This window comes from Pseudonocardia sp. CA-142604 (genome assembly GCF_050948475.1).
GTDB lineage: Bacteria > Actinomycetota > Actinomycetes > Mycobacteriales > Pseudonocardiaceae > Pseudonocardia > Pseudonocardia alaniniphila.
Genome location: NZ_CP192045.1, coordinates 8,509,152 through 8,524,313 on the forward strand (window position 1 = coordinate 8,509,152; position 15,162 = coordinate 8,524,313).

Genomic DNA, 15,162 nt, shown 5'->3' on the forward strand with positions numbered 1-15,162 from the left:
CCGTCACGCGCTTGTCGGTCGTGCCATTGTCCCCGCCGTCACAGCGTTCTCGTCATCGCGTTGCAGTTGTCACAAACCCGAATCATCGCGGGTGACGGACCGTGGACGACGTCCGGGTGGGCGGCCTCACCCGGAGACCTCGAGCCGGAACTGGTCGTCGAGCGTCTCCCGGCGGAGCAGGACGCGTGCCTGCCCGTCCCGCACCGCGACGACCGCGGGCCGCGGCAGCCGGTTGTAGGAGCTCGCCATCGAGTAGCAGTACGCCCCGGTCGCGGCCACCGCGAGCAGGTCACCGGGCGCGACGTCGGCGGGCAGCCAGCAGTCGCGCACCACGATGTCGCCGCTCTCGCAGTGCTTGCCGACCACCCGGGACAGTGCCGCCTCGCCCTTGCCGTCGAGCTGGGAGGACCGCGACACGAGCCGGCAGTCGTACACGGCGTCGTAGAGGGCGGTGCGGATGTTGTCGCTCATCCCGCCGTCGACGCTCACGTAGCGACGCGAGGTGTGGCCGTCGAGCGGCACGTCCTTGAGGGTGCCCACCTCGTAGAGCGTGACTGTGCCGGGGCCCGCGATGCTGCGCCCCGGCTCGACCGCGATCTCCGGGATGTCCAGGTCGGCCTCGTGGCACTCGTGCTTGACGATCGAGCGCAGCTCCTCGGCCAGGCGCGCCACGTCCAGCGGCTCCTCGGAGGCGCGGTAGGCGATGCCGAAGCCGCCGCCGAGGTCGAGCGTGGTGACCGACTCGAGAGCCTCGTCGCCGTGCTCCTTGTGCAGCTGCGCGTGGAAGCGCACCACGCGGTGGGCGGCGACCCGGAAGCCCTCGGTATCGAAGATCTGGCTCCCGATATGGCTGTGCAGCCCGACGAGCCGCAGCCCCGTGGACCCGATCACGCGCCGCGCGGCCTCAGCGGCGTCGCTCCCCTCGCCACCGGCGATGGAGAACCCGAACTTCTGGTCCTCGTGCGCCGTGGCGATGAACTCGTGGGTGTGGGCCTCGACGCCCACCGTCACGCGGATCATCACCGGCGTGACGACGCCACGGTCGCGCGAGATGGCATCCAGGCGGGCGATCTCGTGGAACGAGTCGAGCACCACGCGCCCGACCCCGGCCTCGACGGCGGCGACGAGCTCGTCCAGGGACTTGTTGTTGCCGTGCATCGCGATCCGCTCGGCGGGGAAACCGGCGCGCAGCGCGACGGCGAGCTCGCCGCCGCTGGCCACGTCCAGGCTGAGCCCCTCCTCGGCCACCCAGCGGGCGACCTCGGTGCACAGGAACGCCTTGGCCGCGTAGTGCACGGCATCCGCGCCGAAGGCATGGGCGAACTCTGCGGCGCGGGACCGGAAGTCCTCCTCGTCCACGACGAAGAGCGGGGTGCCGTAGGTCGCGGCCAATTCGCGCACGTCGACCCCGGCGATCCGGAGCGCGCCGTCGTCGCCGCGAGCGGCGTTGCGCGGCCACACCGCAGGGGCCAGCTCGTCGAGCCCTGCGGCGTCGAGCGGCCGGGGCCCGGCGGTCTCCGGGGGCGCCAGGATGCCGGCGTGCAAGGGCCCGGCCGGGTGCGCTCTCATGATGCAGCCTCCGCTGAGAAGAACACGTCGGCGGTCACATCCGCTCCGGCGCGGACACGCCCAGCAGCGAGAGGCCGTTGGCGAACACCTGGCGGGCCGCGACACACAGCGCGAGCCGGTTGCGGTGCAGGTCGGAGATCTCCTCGTCGCCCAGCGGTAGCACGCGACAGGCGTCGTAGAACTTGTGGTACGCGCTCGCCAGCTGCTCCAGGTAGCGCGCCACCCGGTGCGGCTCACGCAGCTCGGCGGCCGACGCGACCACGGCCGGGAACTCGCCGATCGTGCGGATCAGGTCGCCCTCGCGAGGGTGGTCGAGCAGGCCGAAGTCCGGTTCCTCGGGCACGGTGACGCCAAGGTCGGCCGCGTTGCGCGCCAGCGACGCGAGCCGGGCGTGCGCGTACTGCACATAGAAGACCGGGTTGTCGTTGCTGCGGCGAACGATCAGGTCCAGGTCGATGTCGAGGGTGGAGTCGACCGACGACCGGATCAGCGTGTAGCGCGCCGCGTCGACACCGACCGCGTCCACCAGGTCGTCCATGCTCACGGCCGTGCCGGCCCGCTTGCTCATCCGCACCGGCTGGCCGTTGCGGAACAGGTTGACCAGCTGGCCGATCAGGACCTCGACGGTGTTCGGGTCGTCACCGAACGCGGCCGCTGCCGCCCGCAGCCGCGCGATGTAGCCGTGGTGGTCGGCGCCGAGCATGTAGATGCACAGGTCGAAGCCACGCTTGCGCTTGTCCAGGTAGTAGGCGAGGTCCCCCGCGATGTAGGCGGGCTGGCCGTCGCTCTTGATGACCGGACGGTCCTTGTCGTCGCCCTGGTCGGTGGAGCGCAGCCACCACGCACCCTCGGAGAAGTAGAGGTTGCCCGAGTCCTTGAGCCGCTGCACCGCCGCGCCGACCGCGCCCGAGTCGTGCAGGGACTTCTCGTGGAACCACACGTCGAAGTCGGTGCCGAACGCGTGCAGAGCCCGCTTGATCTCGTCGAACATGAGGTTGACGCCGATCCGGCGGAACTCCTCGCGACGCTGCGTGTCGGGCAGGTCGAGGATTCCGGGCTCCGCGGTCGTGATCTGGGCCGCGATCTCGCCGATGTAGGCGCCGCCGTACCCGTTCTCCGGGGTGGGCTCACCCTTCGCCGCGGCGATCAGCGAGTCGACGAAGCGGTCGATCTGGCCGCCGGCGTCGTTGAAGTAGTACTCGCGGGTGACCTTGCCGCCCCGGGCAGCGAGCACCCGGCCGAGCGCGTCGCCGACGGCGGCCCAGCGGGTATGGCCGAGGTGCAGCGGTCCGGTGGGGTTGGCGGAGACGAACTCCAGGTTGATGTTCCGATCGGAGAGCTCGTCGCCGGTGCCGTAGGCGTCGCCCGCCTGCAGGACGTCGCCGACGATCGCACCCTGCGCGTCGGCGGCGAGCCGGAGGTTGATGAAGCCGGGCCCGGCGATCTCCGCGCTCGCGATGCCGTCGCGGGCGGCGAGGGCCTCGGCGAGCCAGCCGGCCAGTTCGCGCGGCGGGACGCCGGCCTTCTTCGCTGTGCGGAGGGCCACGTTGGTGGCGTAGTCGCCGTGCTCGGGGTTGCGCGGACGCTCGACGCCGACGTCGTCGGGCAGCGCCGCGAGGTCCAGACCGCGGTCCTTGAGCACCTCGGACGCGGTCGAGCGGACCAGGTCGGCGAGCAGGGCGGGATTCACCCGACCCAGTCTAGGAGGTGGCGCTCGCCACTTACTCACGCCTCACTCCTACACTTGCCCTCCGGCAAGGGCCGTCCGGGTGACGCCCGCGCCTCCTTTCCCGGCCCCTAAGTTCTGGACGGATCATGGTCAGCGGCAACAAGAGCAAGGCGTCTCGAAGCTCGCGCGCGCGCACGCCCGTCGTCAGCCAAAAGTCCACCCCGTGGGGGCTGATCGCCGCCGTTCTCGTGGTGGTCCTCTTCGCAGGCGGGGTGTTCGGTTACGCGTTCCTGCGCAACCAGCAGAACCAGGCGAAGACCGAAGCGCTCGCCCCGTTCACGCCCACAGCGCAGAACCAGGACCCGTCGACGCAGATCCCCGGGGTGGTGGTGCAGGGATACCCGGGCGGCCAGCACGTCGGCCGCGAGACCAAGGTCGCCTACACGCACAGCCCGCCCTTCGGCGGCGCGCACGACGCCGTGTGGGCCGCGTGCAACGGCGTCGTCTACCCGCAGGCGGTGCGCACCGAGAACCTCGTGCACTCCCTCGAGCACGGCGCGGTCTGGATCGCGTACAACCCCGACCAGGTCACGGGCGACGCGCTCGAGACGCTCCAGAGCAAGGTCGACGGCCAGCCCTACACGGTGATGTCGCCCTACCCGGGGCTGGACCAGCCGATCTCGCTGCAGTCCTGGGGCCACCAGCTCAAGCTGTCGGACGCAGCCGACCCGCGTATCGACCAGTTCATCGCCGCGCTTCGCCTGAACCAGTACACGTACCCCGAGCCGGGCGCGAGCTGCAACGAGGTCGGATCGAACGGCGGCTTCTCCCAGGACAACCCGCCACCGTTCGCCCCTGCCCCCGCCCCCGGCACGCCGGGCTCGCAGGCCGAGACAACGCCGGGAGCGGGCGTCGCCCCCGACGGCGGTTCATGATGGTTCGGGTGAGCACCCCGACCGCTCCGGCCGCCGGCACCATGGACGCCCCGCCACCCGCTGACCCGCCTCCGCACGAGGGCCGGTGGGTGCGGCCGCTGCTCATCGTCGCCGCCGCGGTGGCCCTGCTCCTGCTCGGGGCGGCGGGCGGCCTCCTCGCCGGCCTCCCCGGGTCGGCCCCCGCGCCGGCCACACCCACCTCCGACTCCGTCGACGTCGGGTTCGCGCAGGACATGACCGTGCACCATCAGCAGGCCGTCGAGATGGCGGCCTGGGAACGCGACCACACCACCGACCCAGCGCTGTTCCAGCTCGCGTCCGACATCGAGGCCACCCAGACCTCCCAGATCGGGCGCATGCAGGGCTGGCTCGAGCTGTGGGGCGCCGGGGCATTGCCGGTAGGTGGCCACATGGCCTGGATGGCCGGACCCGCAGACCACGCCCACATGGGCACCGCGTCGCCCTCAGGCGGCGTCGCCACGATGCCGGGCATGGCCAGCACCGAGGAGTTGGCCGGCATGCGCGCGGCCACCGGCCACCAGCTCGACGTGATGTTCCTGCAGCTGATGCTGCGTCACCACGAGGGAGGCGCCACGATGCTGCAGTACGGCGCCCAGCACGCCTCGATGCCGCAGGTGCGCAACCTCGCCGCGCAGATGCTCAGCTCCCAGACCACCGAGGCCGGCTACCTGCGTCAGCTCCTCGCCGAGCGGGGCGGGCAGCCGCTGCCGAGCTAGCTCAGGGCGTGCGCTAGGGTTTGCAACGTTGAACGGCCCCCGTAGCTCAGGGGATAGAGCACCGCCCTCCGGAGGCGGGAGCGCAGGTTCGAATCCTGCCGGGGGCACCATCCGGATCACCACGAGAAACGGCCCCTCACCTGCACGAACAAGGTGAGGGGCCGATCTTGTTGTGTCCGACCGTGATCGGCGGCCAGCGGCTGTCTGTTCCCAGGACGTTCCCCACGCCGTCCCGAGGGTGGGTCGGGCGCGTCGAGCACGCACCGACGGGCCAATTCGTCCTGTCCGTCGAGGCACTTGGCGTAGACCTTCAGCAGGACCGGATTCCCACGGACCGGTGCTTCGCCGTCTCGTCGTCGCTGATCCGCATGGCCCTTCTCGGCCGGCCTCAGCCGCCCATCAGGTCCCGCCAGTGTCGCCAGAACGTCCGCTGCTGGATCTCGTCCTCGGCGACGAACGGCCCGCCGGTCGCCTCCTTGTGGATGCCTCGAGAGATGTCCGACCACGGTGCCTCGGCAACGGTGCGGAACCCTTGCTGGCAGGACTCACACGCTTCCATGTCGTCCGGCGTGGCCAGGCCGCCGGGCCCCTGGAAGATGACATAGGAGGCCAGCCGTCGCTCCCGCACCGAGGCCGGTTCACCCTTCGTGGCCAGCGTCCACTGCTCGATCACGGTCTGGCCGGCGCTGGTGGGTGTGATCGTGCGGATCACGATTCCCATGATGTCGTTGATCACGAGGTTGGGGAAAACCAGCAGGTTCCGGTCCATCGTCGCGATGCGGCGGGCCCGCTCCGGGTCGAACCGCTTCTGCAGCGACGCGAACTGACCCTCGATGTAGGAGCGGTTCTCCTCGCCCCATCGCCGGTGTCCAGCGCGCCACCGGCCGCGCCCACGGCGCCCCCTCAAAGGTGATCAACGCGTGGCCGGCGCCGAGGTCCTCGGCGCTGGTGAGCATGCGGGTGTCGACGGAGTCCTCGGTCGACTTCAGGTAGTCGAAGTAGGTGCGGTGCAGTGGCAGGAGGTGGTAGCCGTCCAGGCTGTTCTCGACGAACAGCTTCCAGTTCGCCGACATCGAGTACTCGTGCACCCCCTCCACCACCTCCATCTCCGGGGACTGGTCGGCCACCAGGTCGATGTAGTCCCTTGCCCGGCCGAGGTACTCGGTCAGCTCGACCGCACCCGGGTCGAAGCAGCAGAAGACGAAGCCGCGGTACTCCGCGACCCGCGGTGGAGACGCCAGACCGAACCGGCTGCGGTCGAAGTCCGGGCCGTAGCCGTCCTCGTCGGGCAGGCCCGCCAGCCTGCCGTCGCTGGCGTAGGTCCACGCGTGGTAGAAGCACGTCATCCCGCGGGCGTTGCCTTCGGGGACACGGCAGATCTGCGCGCCGCGGTGGCGGCAGGTGTTCAGGAACACCCGAACCTGCCCGTCCTGGGCGCGCCAGAGGATCAGTGGCCGGCCTGCCACTGCGCGGGCCCGGAAATCGCCTGCGCGGGGCACCTCGGAGGTGTGCCCGACGTACAGCCAGCACCGGTCGAAGATCGTTCGCCGCTCGGCCTCGAACACCGACTCCTCCACCAGCGACGACCGGTGCACGCGGAAGAACCCCTCGTGCGGCCGGTCGTCGACGAGGCCGGTAGGGCCGGCAGGCGCCGGCGCGGTCAGCTGCTGCGTCATGACACGGTGCTCCTTCGGAGACTGTTCAGCAGGTTCTGCGGGTTTGGTGGTCCGCACCGCCACGGCGAGCCGGGCGTTCATGGAGTCGGAGCCACAACGTGGACGAGCGCGGTGAGCAGCCCGGCGGCGAAGAGCAACGGTCAGACGAGTGCAGCCGGGCGTACGCCGCCACGGTTTCCGGCATCAGCACCCGTCGCGCGTCCGACGTGTCGCGCAGGAACTCCATTTCGGGTACCTGGGCGAGCAGCGACCCGCCGCCGTGGCCGGCCATGATCGGCACGCTGGGGTGGCGAGCCGGCACGCCGCAGGCGATGAGGCGGCCGCCCCCGATGGGGCTCGGGAACAGGACGCCATTGACTGCGATCGGACGCGGGTAGGTCGCCGCCGCGGGCCCAGAGCTTCCTGGCGCCGAGCACGTCCCCGGTCGTACCCGCGGACGCGAGTCGCGCCCAGCGCGGGTTGCCGGTGGCCGGCCGATCGAGGAAGGGGGTATTCAGCGGCACCACGTGGGTGTGCAGGTCGATCACCTGGTCCACCTCTCGTTGTGGTCGTCGTCAGAGGATGATCGAGACGGTGCCGCCTGCCTCGGGAATCCCGTGGTCGAGCGTCGCCACCCGCTCCCGCACCAGGAACGAGCCGTCGGCGGATGGCACGAGCAGATGCCGGTACGTGCCGATGAAGTGGTCGAGTTCGGCGTGCCGGGTGCGGATCACGTGGAAGTTCGTGTGCACCACAAGGGCCGGGTGGTCCTGTTCGTCGTTCTGTTCGACCCGGACGTTCGACAGCAGCCTGCGGGTACGCGACTTCGGGCTCTCGGCGTGCGCGTGCTTGCTCTTCTACCGTGTGACGCGCCCGGCGAGCTGGAGGTAGCGGTCGTTGATCACCTGCAGGGTCGAGCGTGGGTCGCGCCCCTCCGAGCCCGGGGCCGGCACGCGGTACAGCACCTCCGGGTGCATCAGGGCGAGCCATTCGTCGAGCTGCCAGCTGTCGAGCAGGTGCGCCTCGTGGTACAGGAACTGCTCGACTTCGCTCAGCCGCACGGGTTCCCGCATCGATCGCATGCCAACGAGCCTAGACCAGACAGTCCACTTTCAGGCCCGGTGATTCGTGGCACTACCCGGCAAAATCTGGCCGATATCCGGGCGACCTGGAGGAATTCGACTGGACCGATCGGTCAAGAAAATACGGAGTGACAAGATCGAGTGACGGTGTCACTGCTGTCACTCCGGTCGCATGCCTGCGCCCCTGCTGTTGCAGCCATCGGTCCACTTGGACGTGGACACGTTCCCGAGCATCGAGGCGAGCAGGCAGCCATCCCGCGTTCCCCCTGGTCAGCGGCATGACGTGAACGGGCGTGCACCCATCCTCCAGAGGCGGAGCGCAGGTTCGAATCCGCCGGGGACACCATCCGGATCACCATCAGATCGGCCGCTCACCCGCACGAACAGGGCGAGGGGCCGGTAGCAGCGACCTCAGGCGTGAACGCGATGGCCCGGCCCCGTACGGCGTTGCCCCGTAGAGCCGGTCGACCTACACTGTGTCTCGTGGACGATGACGCTGTATCCGCATCGATGACAGACCAGGGTGACCGCCCGGCGAACATTCTCAGCTCGACGCAGAAGACCCTCGCCTTGCTGGAAACCCTGGCCTCGCTGCCCCGGCCGTATGGCGTGAGCGAACTCGCGCGCGTCGTCGGAAGCTCGCGCGGGACCGTCCACAAGCAGCTGGCCACACTGGTCGCGTCCGGCTGGGTGGAGCAGGACGGGCAGGGCCGGTACGGACTGGGCCTGCTCGCGGTCCGGGTAGGCAATACCGCGCTCCAGCACGCCGGGCTCGGACAGAAGATCCAGAACGTCCTCGAAGGGCTCGTGGCGGTGACCGGCGAAACCGCGACGATCGCGGCGGTGCACCGGGACAGCGGCCTGATCATCCAGCGGGCGGAAAGCGATCAGGTGCTGAGCGCCGATATCCGCGTCGGCACCCGGATTCCACTCAACGTCGGCGCGTCCAACCACGTGCTGCTGACGTTCGCCATCACCGAGGAGCAGCGGCACGATCTGCGGCGGCGCGGCGTCGAATTGCCGTCGGAGGAATACCTGGCTGGAATTGCGGAATCCGGCGTCGCGTTCACCCGTCGCGAGTTCGTCGACGGGATTGACGCGGTGTCGATCCCACTGCAGCATCAGTTCGATTTCAAGACCACCGCGCTGACCCTGGCGGGACCGTCCGGCCGGATCCACCCGGACAGCGCGGAACGGGCGCTGCGCGCCGCCCGCGAACGCATCCTGGCCCTGGCTGCCAGCCGGGTGCCGAAGCTGCGCGACGCATCCGGTGATTAGGACATACCCAGGCCGGCCGGCCACACAACCGGTCGGTGACCGCACACCGTGTCGCCCGGCGGTGCCGCCGCAACGAGGCTGCCCGGCCCGGAAGAAAAGGAGGCGATGACAGAACCGATGTCCGAAGTGGTGGGCGCACTGCCCACCGTGTTCGACCTGGCAGATCACGCGGACCCTGCTGCGTTGAGTCACGAGTACAACTTCGCGGTGCCGCACCGTGACGCGGTCAGCGTGCTCGGCGCGGAGGTCTCGGCGACATCGGGCGCTCACCCGTGCCGTTCGCCGGGAACTATTGACTGAGGCCGTGACGGCGTTGCGTGTCGTGCGCCCTCGAGACGCGGGTGGTCGAGCGGGTTGCGCTGATTCCCGAGTCACATCCCGAAAGCACCTGTTTCTGGCGGCGAAGGCCCAGCGCTCAGGGCACCTGCTTCGCCAATGCGGCCGATTTCTACTCCTACCGAATCGAAAGTAAGGCGACCATGACCGAACTTGTGCACTTTCCCATGCTGATCGGAGGGCAGCCGGCTGAGGCTGCTTCCGGCGTCACCTTCCAGAGCGAGAACCCCTACACCCGGCAGCCGTGGGCGGACGTCCCGGACGGGTCGGCGGAGGACGTCGACGCGGCTGTCTCCGCGGCCCGGGCTGCGCTGGACGGCGAGTGGGGCCGCATGACGGGGTTTGCCCGGGCGGCTTGCCTGCGCCGCCTCGGTGACCTGGTCACCGACGACGCCGACAGGCTTGCCCGGCTGGAGGTGCAGGACTCGGGCAAGCTCTACCGCGAGATGCTCGGGCAGCTCCGGGCGATCGGCGGCTGGTTCCACTACTTCGCCGGTGTCGCGCAGGGACTGGAGGGTCGGCAGATCCCCTCTCCCAACCCCGATTACCTCGTCTACACGCGGCGTGAGCCGGTCGGCGTGGTCGCGGCGATCACGCCCTGGAACTCGCCGTTGCTGCTGATGACCTGGAAGCTTGCGCCCGCGCTGGCCGCGGGCTGCACGGTCGTGGTCAAGCCGTCCGAGCACTCCCCGGTGTCGACGCTCGGTTTTGCCGAGCTGATCGGCCAGGCCGGCTTCCCCGCTGGCGTGGTCAACGTCGTCACCGGCCTGTCCCGGAAAGTCGGCGAGCACTTGGTCGCCCACGAGGGGGTCGACAAGGTCGCGTTCACCGGATCGACCGCCACCGGCCGAGCGGTCGCCCGTGCCGCCGCCGACCGGCTCATCCCGGCCACGTTGGAGCTCGGTGGCAAGTCGCCGCAGATCGTATTCCCGGACGCGGACCTGGACGCCGCCGCCAACGGCCTCGTCGCGGGCGTCTTCGCGGCGACCGGGCAGAGCTGCATGGCCGGTTCCCGGCTGATCTGCCACGTCGACGTACATGACGAGCTGGTCCGGCGAGTGGCCGAGCGGGCCGCCACGATCCGGCTCGGCGACCCGTTCGACGAGCACACCGAGATGGGTCCCGTCGCCAACCGGCCCCAGTTCGAGAAGGTGGTCGGATATCTGGAGGCCGCTCGCGACGAGGGCGCCACGGTTGCCTATGGCGGTGCCGCGGATGACCGGCTCGGTGGCTACTTCGTCTCGCCGACGGTGTTGTCCGTGACGCCCGCCAGCACCGTGTTCCGCGAAGAGATCTTCGGCCCGGTCCTGTCCGCGGTGACCTTCACCGACGAGGACGAGGCGATCAAGCTGGCCAACGACACTCCGTACGGCCTCGCCGGAGCGGTCTGGACCAAGGACGTGCACCGTGCTCACCGGGTCGCGGCCCGGGTGCGGGCCGGTTCGGTGTGGATCAATGCCTACCGGGTCGTGGCGCCCAGCGTGCCGTTCGGTGGGTACAAGCAGTCCGGAATCGGACGCGAGAACGGTGCCGAGGCCGTTGCCGCCTATCTGGAGACCAAGGCTGTCTGGGTGGAACTGACCGGCGGCACGCGGGACCCCTTCATCTTGGGCTGAGCGGGAGCAACGCTCGCCCGCGTCGAGGTGGAGATCACGCTGACTGCACTACCGCGTCGGCTGCTCGACCTGCGGCTCGTGGTACCGGCGAGCGACCTGACATAGCGGCCGAGGCCGCTCATACACGGCGGACGGCGACGCCGCAGGCGCGTTGGCATTTTGGTGAAATCCGTCAATCGCAAGGAGTTCATCCCGTGATCTCGTCAGAAGAGTTCGACTACATCGTCGTTGGTGCGGGGGCAGCCGGTTGTGTGGTCGCGGCCAGGCTTACCGAGGACCTGGCCGTGCGGGTGCTGCTGTTGGAAGCGGGCGGGCCGGACGACGATCCGATCATGGCGGTGCCCACCGGAGCGTTGAGCACCTGGCGTGGGTCGGCTGACTGGTGCGATTCCACGGTGCCGCAGCCACAGCTGGGTGGGCGTCGAATCGACATCTCGGCCGGCCGCGTGCTCGGCGGCGGAGGCACGATCAACTACACGGCCTGGTGCCGCGGGCACCGTGCCGACTACGACGGTTGGGCCGCGCGCGGCATGGAGGGCTGGGCGTGGGATGACGTTTTGCCCTATTTCCGCCGCACTGAGGACAACGAGCTGGGCGCTTCGGCGCTGCACGGAATCGGTGGCCCGATCGCCGTGACCACACCGAAGGACGTTGATCCACTGTCGCTGGCGTTCATCACGGCCGGGGTCGAGCACGGTCTGCCGCTGAATCGTGACTTCAACGGCGCCGAACTGGACGGCGTGGGCCTGCTCTACAGCAACGTGCGCGACGGCGAGCGAAGTAGCGGGGCCCGGGAGTATCTGCGCCCCGCGTTGGCGCGGCCGAACCTGACGCTCTACACCGGCTTCCTGGTCGAGCGAGTGCTCGTGGAAAACGGTGCGGCACGGGGTATCACCGGGCGCGACAGCCAAGGGCGGGACGTCAGCTACCGGGCAGGCGCCGTGGTGCTCTCCGCCGGAGCCATCCGGACGCCGCAGCTGCTCATGCTGTCCGGAATCGGTCCCGCTGACCACCTGCGCGAGCATGGCATCGAGGTCGCGCTCGATCTGCCCGGCGTGGGCGGCAACTTTCAGGACCACCCGATGAACATGGCCTCTTGGCCGCTGAAGCGGGGCACCACCTTGCTGGAACACCTCGAATCGGACGAGGCCAAAGCGCTTTACGCGCGGGAACGCCGCGGTCCGCTGGCGGCGCTGGTCCAGGCCGCGGCATTCATCCGTTGCACGGAGGACGCGCCCGCACCCGACATCCTGGCGACCCCGATGCTGTTCGACATGACCGGCGGCCAGGACCCTGGCGTGACCTGCCTGGTCACCCTGCTGAACCCGCAGAGCCGCGGCACCGTGCGGCTGGCATCGGCGGACCCGCGGGAAGCGCCGCTTCTGGATCCGTGCTACCTGCAGACCGCGCGCGATCGCCGGACCATGGTGGCCGGGACGCGCCACGCGCTGGAAATCTTCGCCAGCCCGACTCTCGGAGCCTCGGTGGGCCCGCTAGGGGTACCCGCCGCGACCGACGACGCCGCCCTGCTCGACTCCGCGCGTGAGCTGATCGCCTCGATGAACCACCCCGTGGGCACCTGCCGAGCGGGACGGGACGCGGAATCCGTCGTCGATCCCACCCTCAGGGTGCACGGGGTGGCGAACCTGCACGTCATTGATTCGTCCGTGATGCCGGATCTGCCCCGCGCCTTCACTCACGCCCCGTCGGTGATGATCGGCGAACGTGGCGTCGGACTGCTGCGTGAGGCGCGGACCGATCCGACTCCTCCGCGGCACAGATGAACCCTCCATGGGCACCCTGATCAGCGCAGGAACCATGATCGAGTGACGACTCCGGATCCGGGAAGTGCCGGAAAGGGCTCACTGCAGGCCGCCACCCGCTACGCCTGACGCTCGCCACGAGCTGTTGGTCAAGGGAGCGCCCAGGGCTTGAGGTCCACCCCTCGAGGATGTCCGGGACGGTTGGCGCCTCAGGTGCCGATTTCCTTGGTCGGCAGTGACTGCGGATCCCGGATCGCACGGTGGCGAAGTTTGTCGCACCAGCACGGTCCGGCCATGCTGGCGACGTGAGCCTCGGTGCGACGACTCCCGACAGCCACGAGGGCCGGTCCATCGCCCGGCCCCCGTGGAACCATCTGCTGGCCGCGACACTGGTGGTGGTGTCTGCGGTCGCGCTGTTCGGCCTGCAGGAGCGGCTGGTCGGGTACGCGCTGATCGTCGCCGGTCTGGTCGTCGCGGCGGTGGTGGACCGCGTGCTGTTGCGGCACCTGATCCTCATCGCCGCCGGCCTGGTCGTCATCAGCACGATGTCGCTGAAGGCGGACCTGAGCAACGCCGCGATGGTCCGGTTCGCGATCACCCTGTCGGCGGCGGTCGCCCTGCCATACGCCCTCTCCCGGTGGTGGTACCGGGAGGACATCATCACGTTCCCGGTCGGAACCGGGAACCGGTGGAGCCGGTTCGAGTTCGGATACCTGGCGCTCGTAGTTGTCGGGGGCTACCTGATCCTGCCGGTGTACTTCCTGGGCTCGGGCGCCTACCGGAACTGGCCTGACGTCGCCGGCGCCAACGAGATCATCCGACTGTTCATCGGGGTGAACGCCGTCGGGCTGTGGGACGAGCTGTTCTTCATCTGCATCGTCTTCGCCCTGCTCCGCCACCACTTCCCGTTCTGGCAGGCGAACCTGCTGCAATCCGTGGTGTTCGTCTCGTTCCTCTGGGAGCTGGGCTACCGCGGCTGGGGTCCGCTGCTCACGGTGCCTTTCGCCCTGCTGCAGGGCTACATCTTCCAGCGCACCCGATCATTGACCTACGTGGTCACCGTCCATCTCACCTTCGACGCCATCATCTTCGGCATCCTCGTGCACGCCTACAACCCCGCCGTGGCGGACGTCTTCCTGACCGACCCGCGCTAACGCGCAGTCCCGCGCCAACCAGCTGGTCACGTCGGTTCCCATCCACAGTGTTGCGCCGCCCGTGGGTGAATCTGCGACAGAGATCCAGCTCGTGCAAGCCGTCGACGCCGGAGCGAGGCGACAGGCTACGTCGTCCACTTCCGGTACCCGTCACGCCGCAGCTTGCTGTGGGCTGGCTCGACCGCGAACGGTAGGCCGTCTACCTGCACGTTTGGGTTCGCACAATGTCAAGTTGGGTGCACGGATGAACCCATCCGGATCACCATCAGATCGGCCCCTCAGCTGCACGAACAGGGTGAGGGGCCGATCTTGTCGTGTTGGGTCGTATCCGGCACGCGTCGGCCGTCTGTTCGGATGACGTCGAGCCCATCGATACAGGTGGCGTACACCGTGGATCTCAGCAACACGTCGACCGCGGGCATGTTCGCCCCGTACGTAGCCGGTGGCCGACCTGGCCGGAGCAACTGGGACCGACGATTCCATCGCGATCTCGACCCGCAATGGTTCGCTCAAGCCTGCACTCTTGCAGCCGGTTGCCCCGGCGCGCCGGCCACGATCTCCGCCACCGGGAAGAACCAGGGTGGTCGTTGGCGCGCTGGTCCCTGAACCAGTGCGCGCGTGATGTTGCGGGCAGCCGTCATGACCGCGGGCACGTGCATCATCGGCCGCGCCTCACGCCGAAGCAGCACGACCGAGAGCGCCGCGATCACCTCACCGGTGGCCGACCGAACAGGCACGCCGATTCCCACGGTCTCCAACGAAAGGTATCCGTCGCATACGACGTAGCCCTGGTCTCGGACGCCGGCCAGAATCCGGCGAAGCCGCGAGGGATCGGTCGGCGTGTAGCGCGTATAGGCACGCGGCTTCGAGGAGAGGAAGGAGTTCTGCAGCTCGGCATCGGCGTGCGAGAGGAGCACGAGTCCACCCGTGGTGGCATGCAACGGATGACGCCCACCAGCTCGGGTGAAATTCACCACCATATTGCGTCCCCACAGCCGCTCGATCACCAGCGCCTCGCTCCCCTCCAAGACGCTCAGGTGAGTCTGCTGCTGGTTGGCCGTCAGGAGGTTCTCCATGACCGGCACAGCGGCCTCGCGCAGCTCACGTGCCTGCGGCGCCACCGACGCCATCTCCCACAACCGCAGCCCGACTCGGAGCTTGCGGTCGGCGCCGCGTTCCAGCAAGCCGAGCTTCAGCATCTCCCCGACGATCCGATGCGCAGTCGGCACCGGGAGGCCCGAGCGCCGCGCGAGATGGTTGACGGTCAGCGAGGGGTTATCCGCGTCGAAGGCCTCCAGCACGGAGACGACCCTCGCCAACGCCGACCGCCCACCGGAGCGCGCCGCCATACCCACCACCTCCCGTACA

At 69.3% G+C, this 15,162-nt stretch carries 11 protein-coding genes, 1 tRNA gene and 2 pseudogenes; 8 read left to right on the forward strand and 6 right to left on the reverse strand.

Translation table 11 applies throughout. The features are described from left to right. Positions 1 to 126: 126 nt before the first annotated feature. Both lysA and argS read right to left on the reverse strand, forming a co-directional pair. Positions 127 to 1,569: a diaminopimelate decarboxylase gene (gene lysA / locus ACQPZQ_RS38540; RefSeq protein WP_433289321.1), complete on the reverse strand. Its 1,443-nt coding sequence runs from the start codon at positions 1,567 to 1,569 to the stop codon at positions 127 to 129. A gap of 34 nt (positions 1,570 to 1,603) precedes the next feature. Then, positions 1,604 to 3,259: an arginine--tRNA ligase gene (gene argS, locus ACQPZQ_RS38545; RefSeq protein ID WP_433289323.1), complete on the reverse strand. Its 1,656-nt coding sequence runs from the start codon at positions 3,257 to 3,259 to the stop codon at positions 1,604 to 1,606. 125 nt (positions 3,260 to 3,384) lie between these two features. On the opposite strand from argS, the gene ACQPZQ_RS38550 reads away from it, so the two are divergent. The 3 genes from ACQPZQ_RS38550 (at position 3,385) to ACQPZQ_RS38560 (ending at position 5,020) form a co-directional block, all read left to right on the forward strand. Continuing rightward, a complete protein-coding gene (locus tag ACQPZQ_RS38550; RefSeq protein ID WP_433289325.1) occupies positions 3,385 to 4,173 on the forward strand; it encodes a DUF3105 domain-containing protein in 789 nt (262 codons plus the stop codon). After that, positions 4,173 to 4,910 (forward strand): DUF305 domain-containing protein, encoded by a 738-nt coding sequence (locus tag ACQPZQ_RS38555; protein ID WP_433299567.1) that lies wholly within the window; start codon positions 4,173 to 4,175, stop codon positions 4,908 to 4,910. Before ACQPZQ_RS38550 ends, ACQPZQ_RS38555 begins: the two co-directional genes overlap by 1 nt. 35 nt (positions 4,911 to 4,945) lie before the next feature. Then, positions 4,946 to 5,020 (forward strand) — tRNA-Arg (locus tag ACQPZQ_RS38560). A gap of 278 nt (positions 5,021 to 5,298) precedes the next feature. Here the strand turns inward: ACQPZQ_RS38560 and ACQPZQ_RS38565 are convergent. The 3 genes and pseudogenes from ACQPZQ_RS38565 to ACQPZQ_RS38575 form a co-directional block, all read right to left on the reverse strand. Beyond that, positions 5,299 to 5,817 (reverse strand): SRPBCC family protein, encoded by a 519-nt coding sequence (locus ACQPZQ_RS38565; RefSeq protein ID WP_433289327.1) that lies wholly within the window; start codon positions 5,815 to 5,817, stop codon positions 5,299 to 5,301. A gap of 52 nt (positions 5,818 to 5,869) precedes the next feature. Next, a pseudogene (locus ACQPZQ_RS38570) lies at positions 5,870 to 6,667 on the reverse strand (aromatic ring-hydroxylating oxygenase subunit alpha); the annotation flags it as partial. Positions 6,668 to 7,140: 473 nt separating this feature from the next. Continuing rightward, positions 7,141 to 7,647: pseudogene (locus tag ACQPZQ_RS38575) on the reverse strand (aromatic-ring-hydroxylating dioxygenase subunit beta). Between the two features lie 483 nt (positions 7,648 to 8,130). On the opposite strand from ACQPZQ_RS38575, the gene ACQPZQ_RS38580 reads away from it, so the two are divergent. The 5 genes from ACQPZQ_RS38580 (at position 8,131) to ACQPZQ_RS38600 (ending at position 13,794) form a co-directional block, all read left to right on the forward strand. Then, positions 8,131 to 8,925 (forward strand): IclR family transcriptional regulator, encoded by a 795-nt coding sequence (locus ACQPZQ_RS38580; protein ID WP_433289329.1) that lies wholly within the window; start codon positions 8,131 to 8,133, stop codon positions 8,923 to 8,925. Between the two features lie 105 nt (positions 8,926 to 9,030). Beyond that, positions 9,031 to 9,225, forward strand: a complete 195-nt coding sequence (locus ACQPZQ_RS38585; protein ID WP_433289331.1) for a hypothetical protein — start codon at positions 9,031 to 9,033, stop codon at positions 9,223 to 9,225. Between the two features lie 179 nt (positions 9,226 to 9,404). Next, the gene (locus ACQPZQ_RS38590; protein WP_433289333.1) at positions 9,405 to 10,877 is read left to right on the forward strand and encodes an aldehyde dehydrogenase; all 1,473 of its coding nucleotides are present in this window, start codon (positions 9,405 to 9,407) and stop codon (positions 10,875 to 10,877) included. A gap of 194 nt (positions 10,878 to 11,071) precedes the next feature. Next, positions 11,072 to 12,661 carry a GMC family oxidoreductase gene (locus ACQPZQ_RS38595; protein WP_433289335.1) on the forward strand — a complete coding sequence of 530 codons (1,590 nt, stop codon included), beginning with the start codon at positions 11,072 to 11,074 and terminating at the stop codon, positions 12,659 to 12,661. Between the two features lie 284 nt (positions 12,662 to 12,945). Continuing rightward, positions 12,946 to 13,794 (forward strand): CPBP family glutamic-type intramembrane protease, encoded by an 849-nt coding sequence (locus ACQPZQ_RS38600; protein ID WP_433289337.1) that lies wholly within the window; start codon positions 12,946 to 12,948, stop codon positions 13,792 to 13,794. Positions 13,795 to 14,303: 509 nt separating this feature from the next. On the opposite strand, the gene ACQPZQ_RS38605 is transcribed toward ACQPZQ_RS38600, so the two are convergent. Then, positions 14,304 to 15,143, reverse strand: coding sequence for an IclR family transcriptional regulator (locus ACQPZQ_RS38605; RefSeq protein WP_433289339.1), 840 nt, complete (start codon positions 15,141 to 15,143; stop codon positions 14,304 to 14,306). Positions 15,144 to 15,162 lie beyond the last annotated feature (19 nt).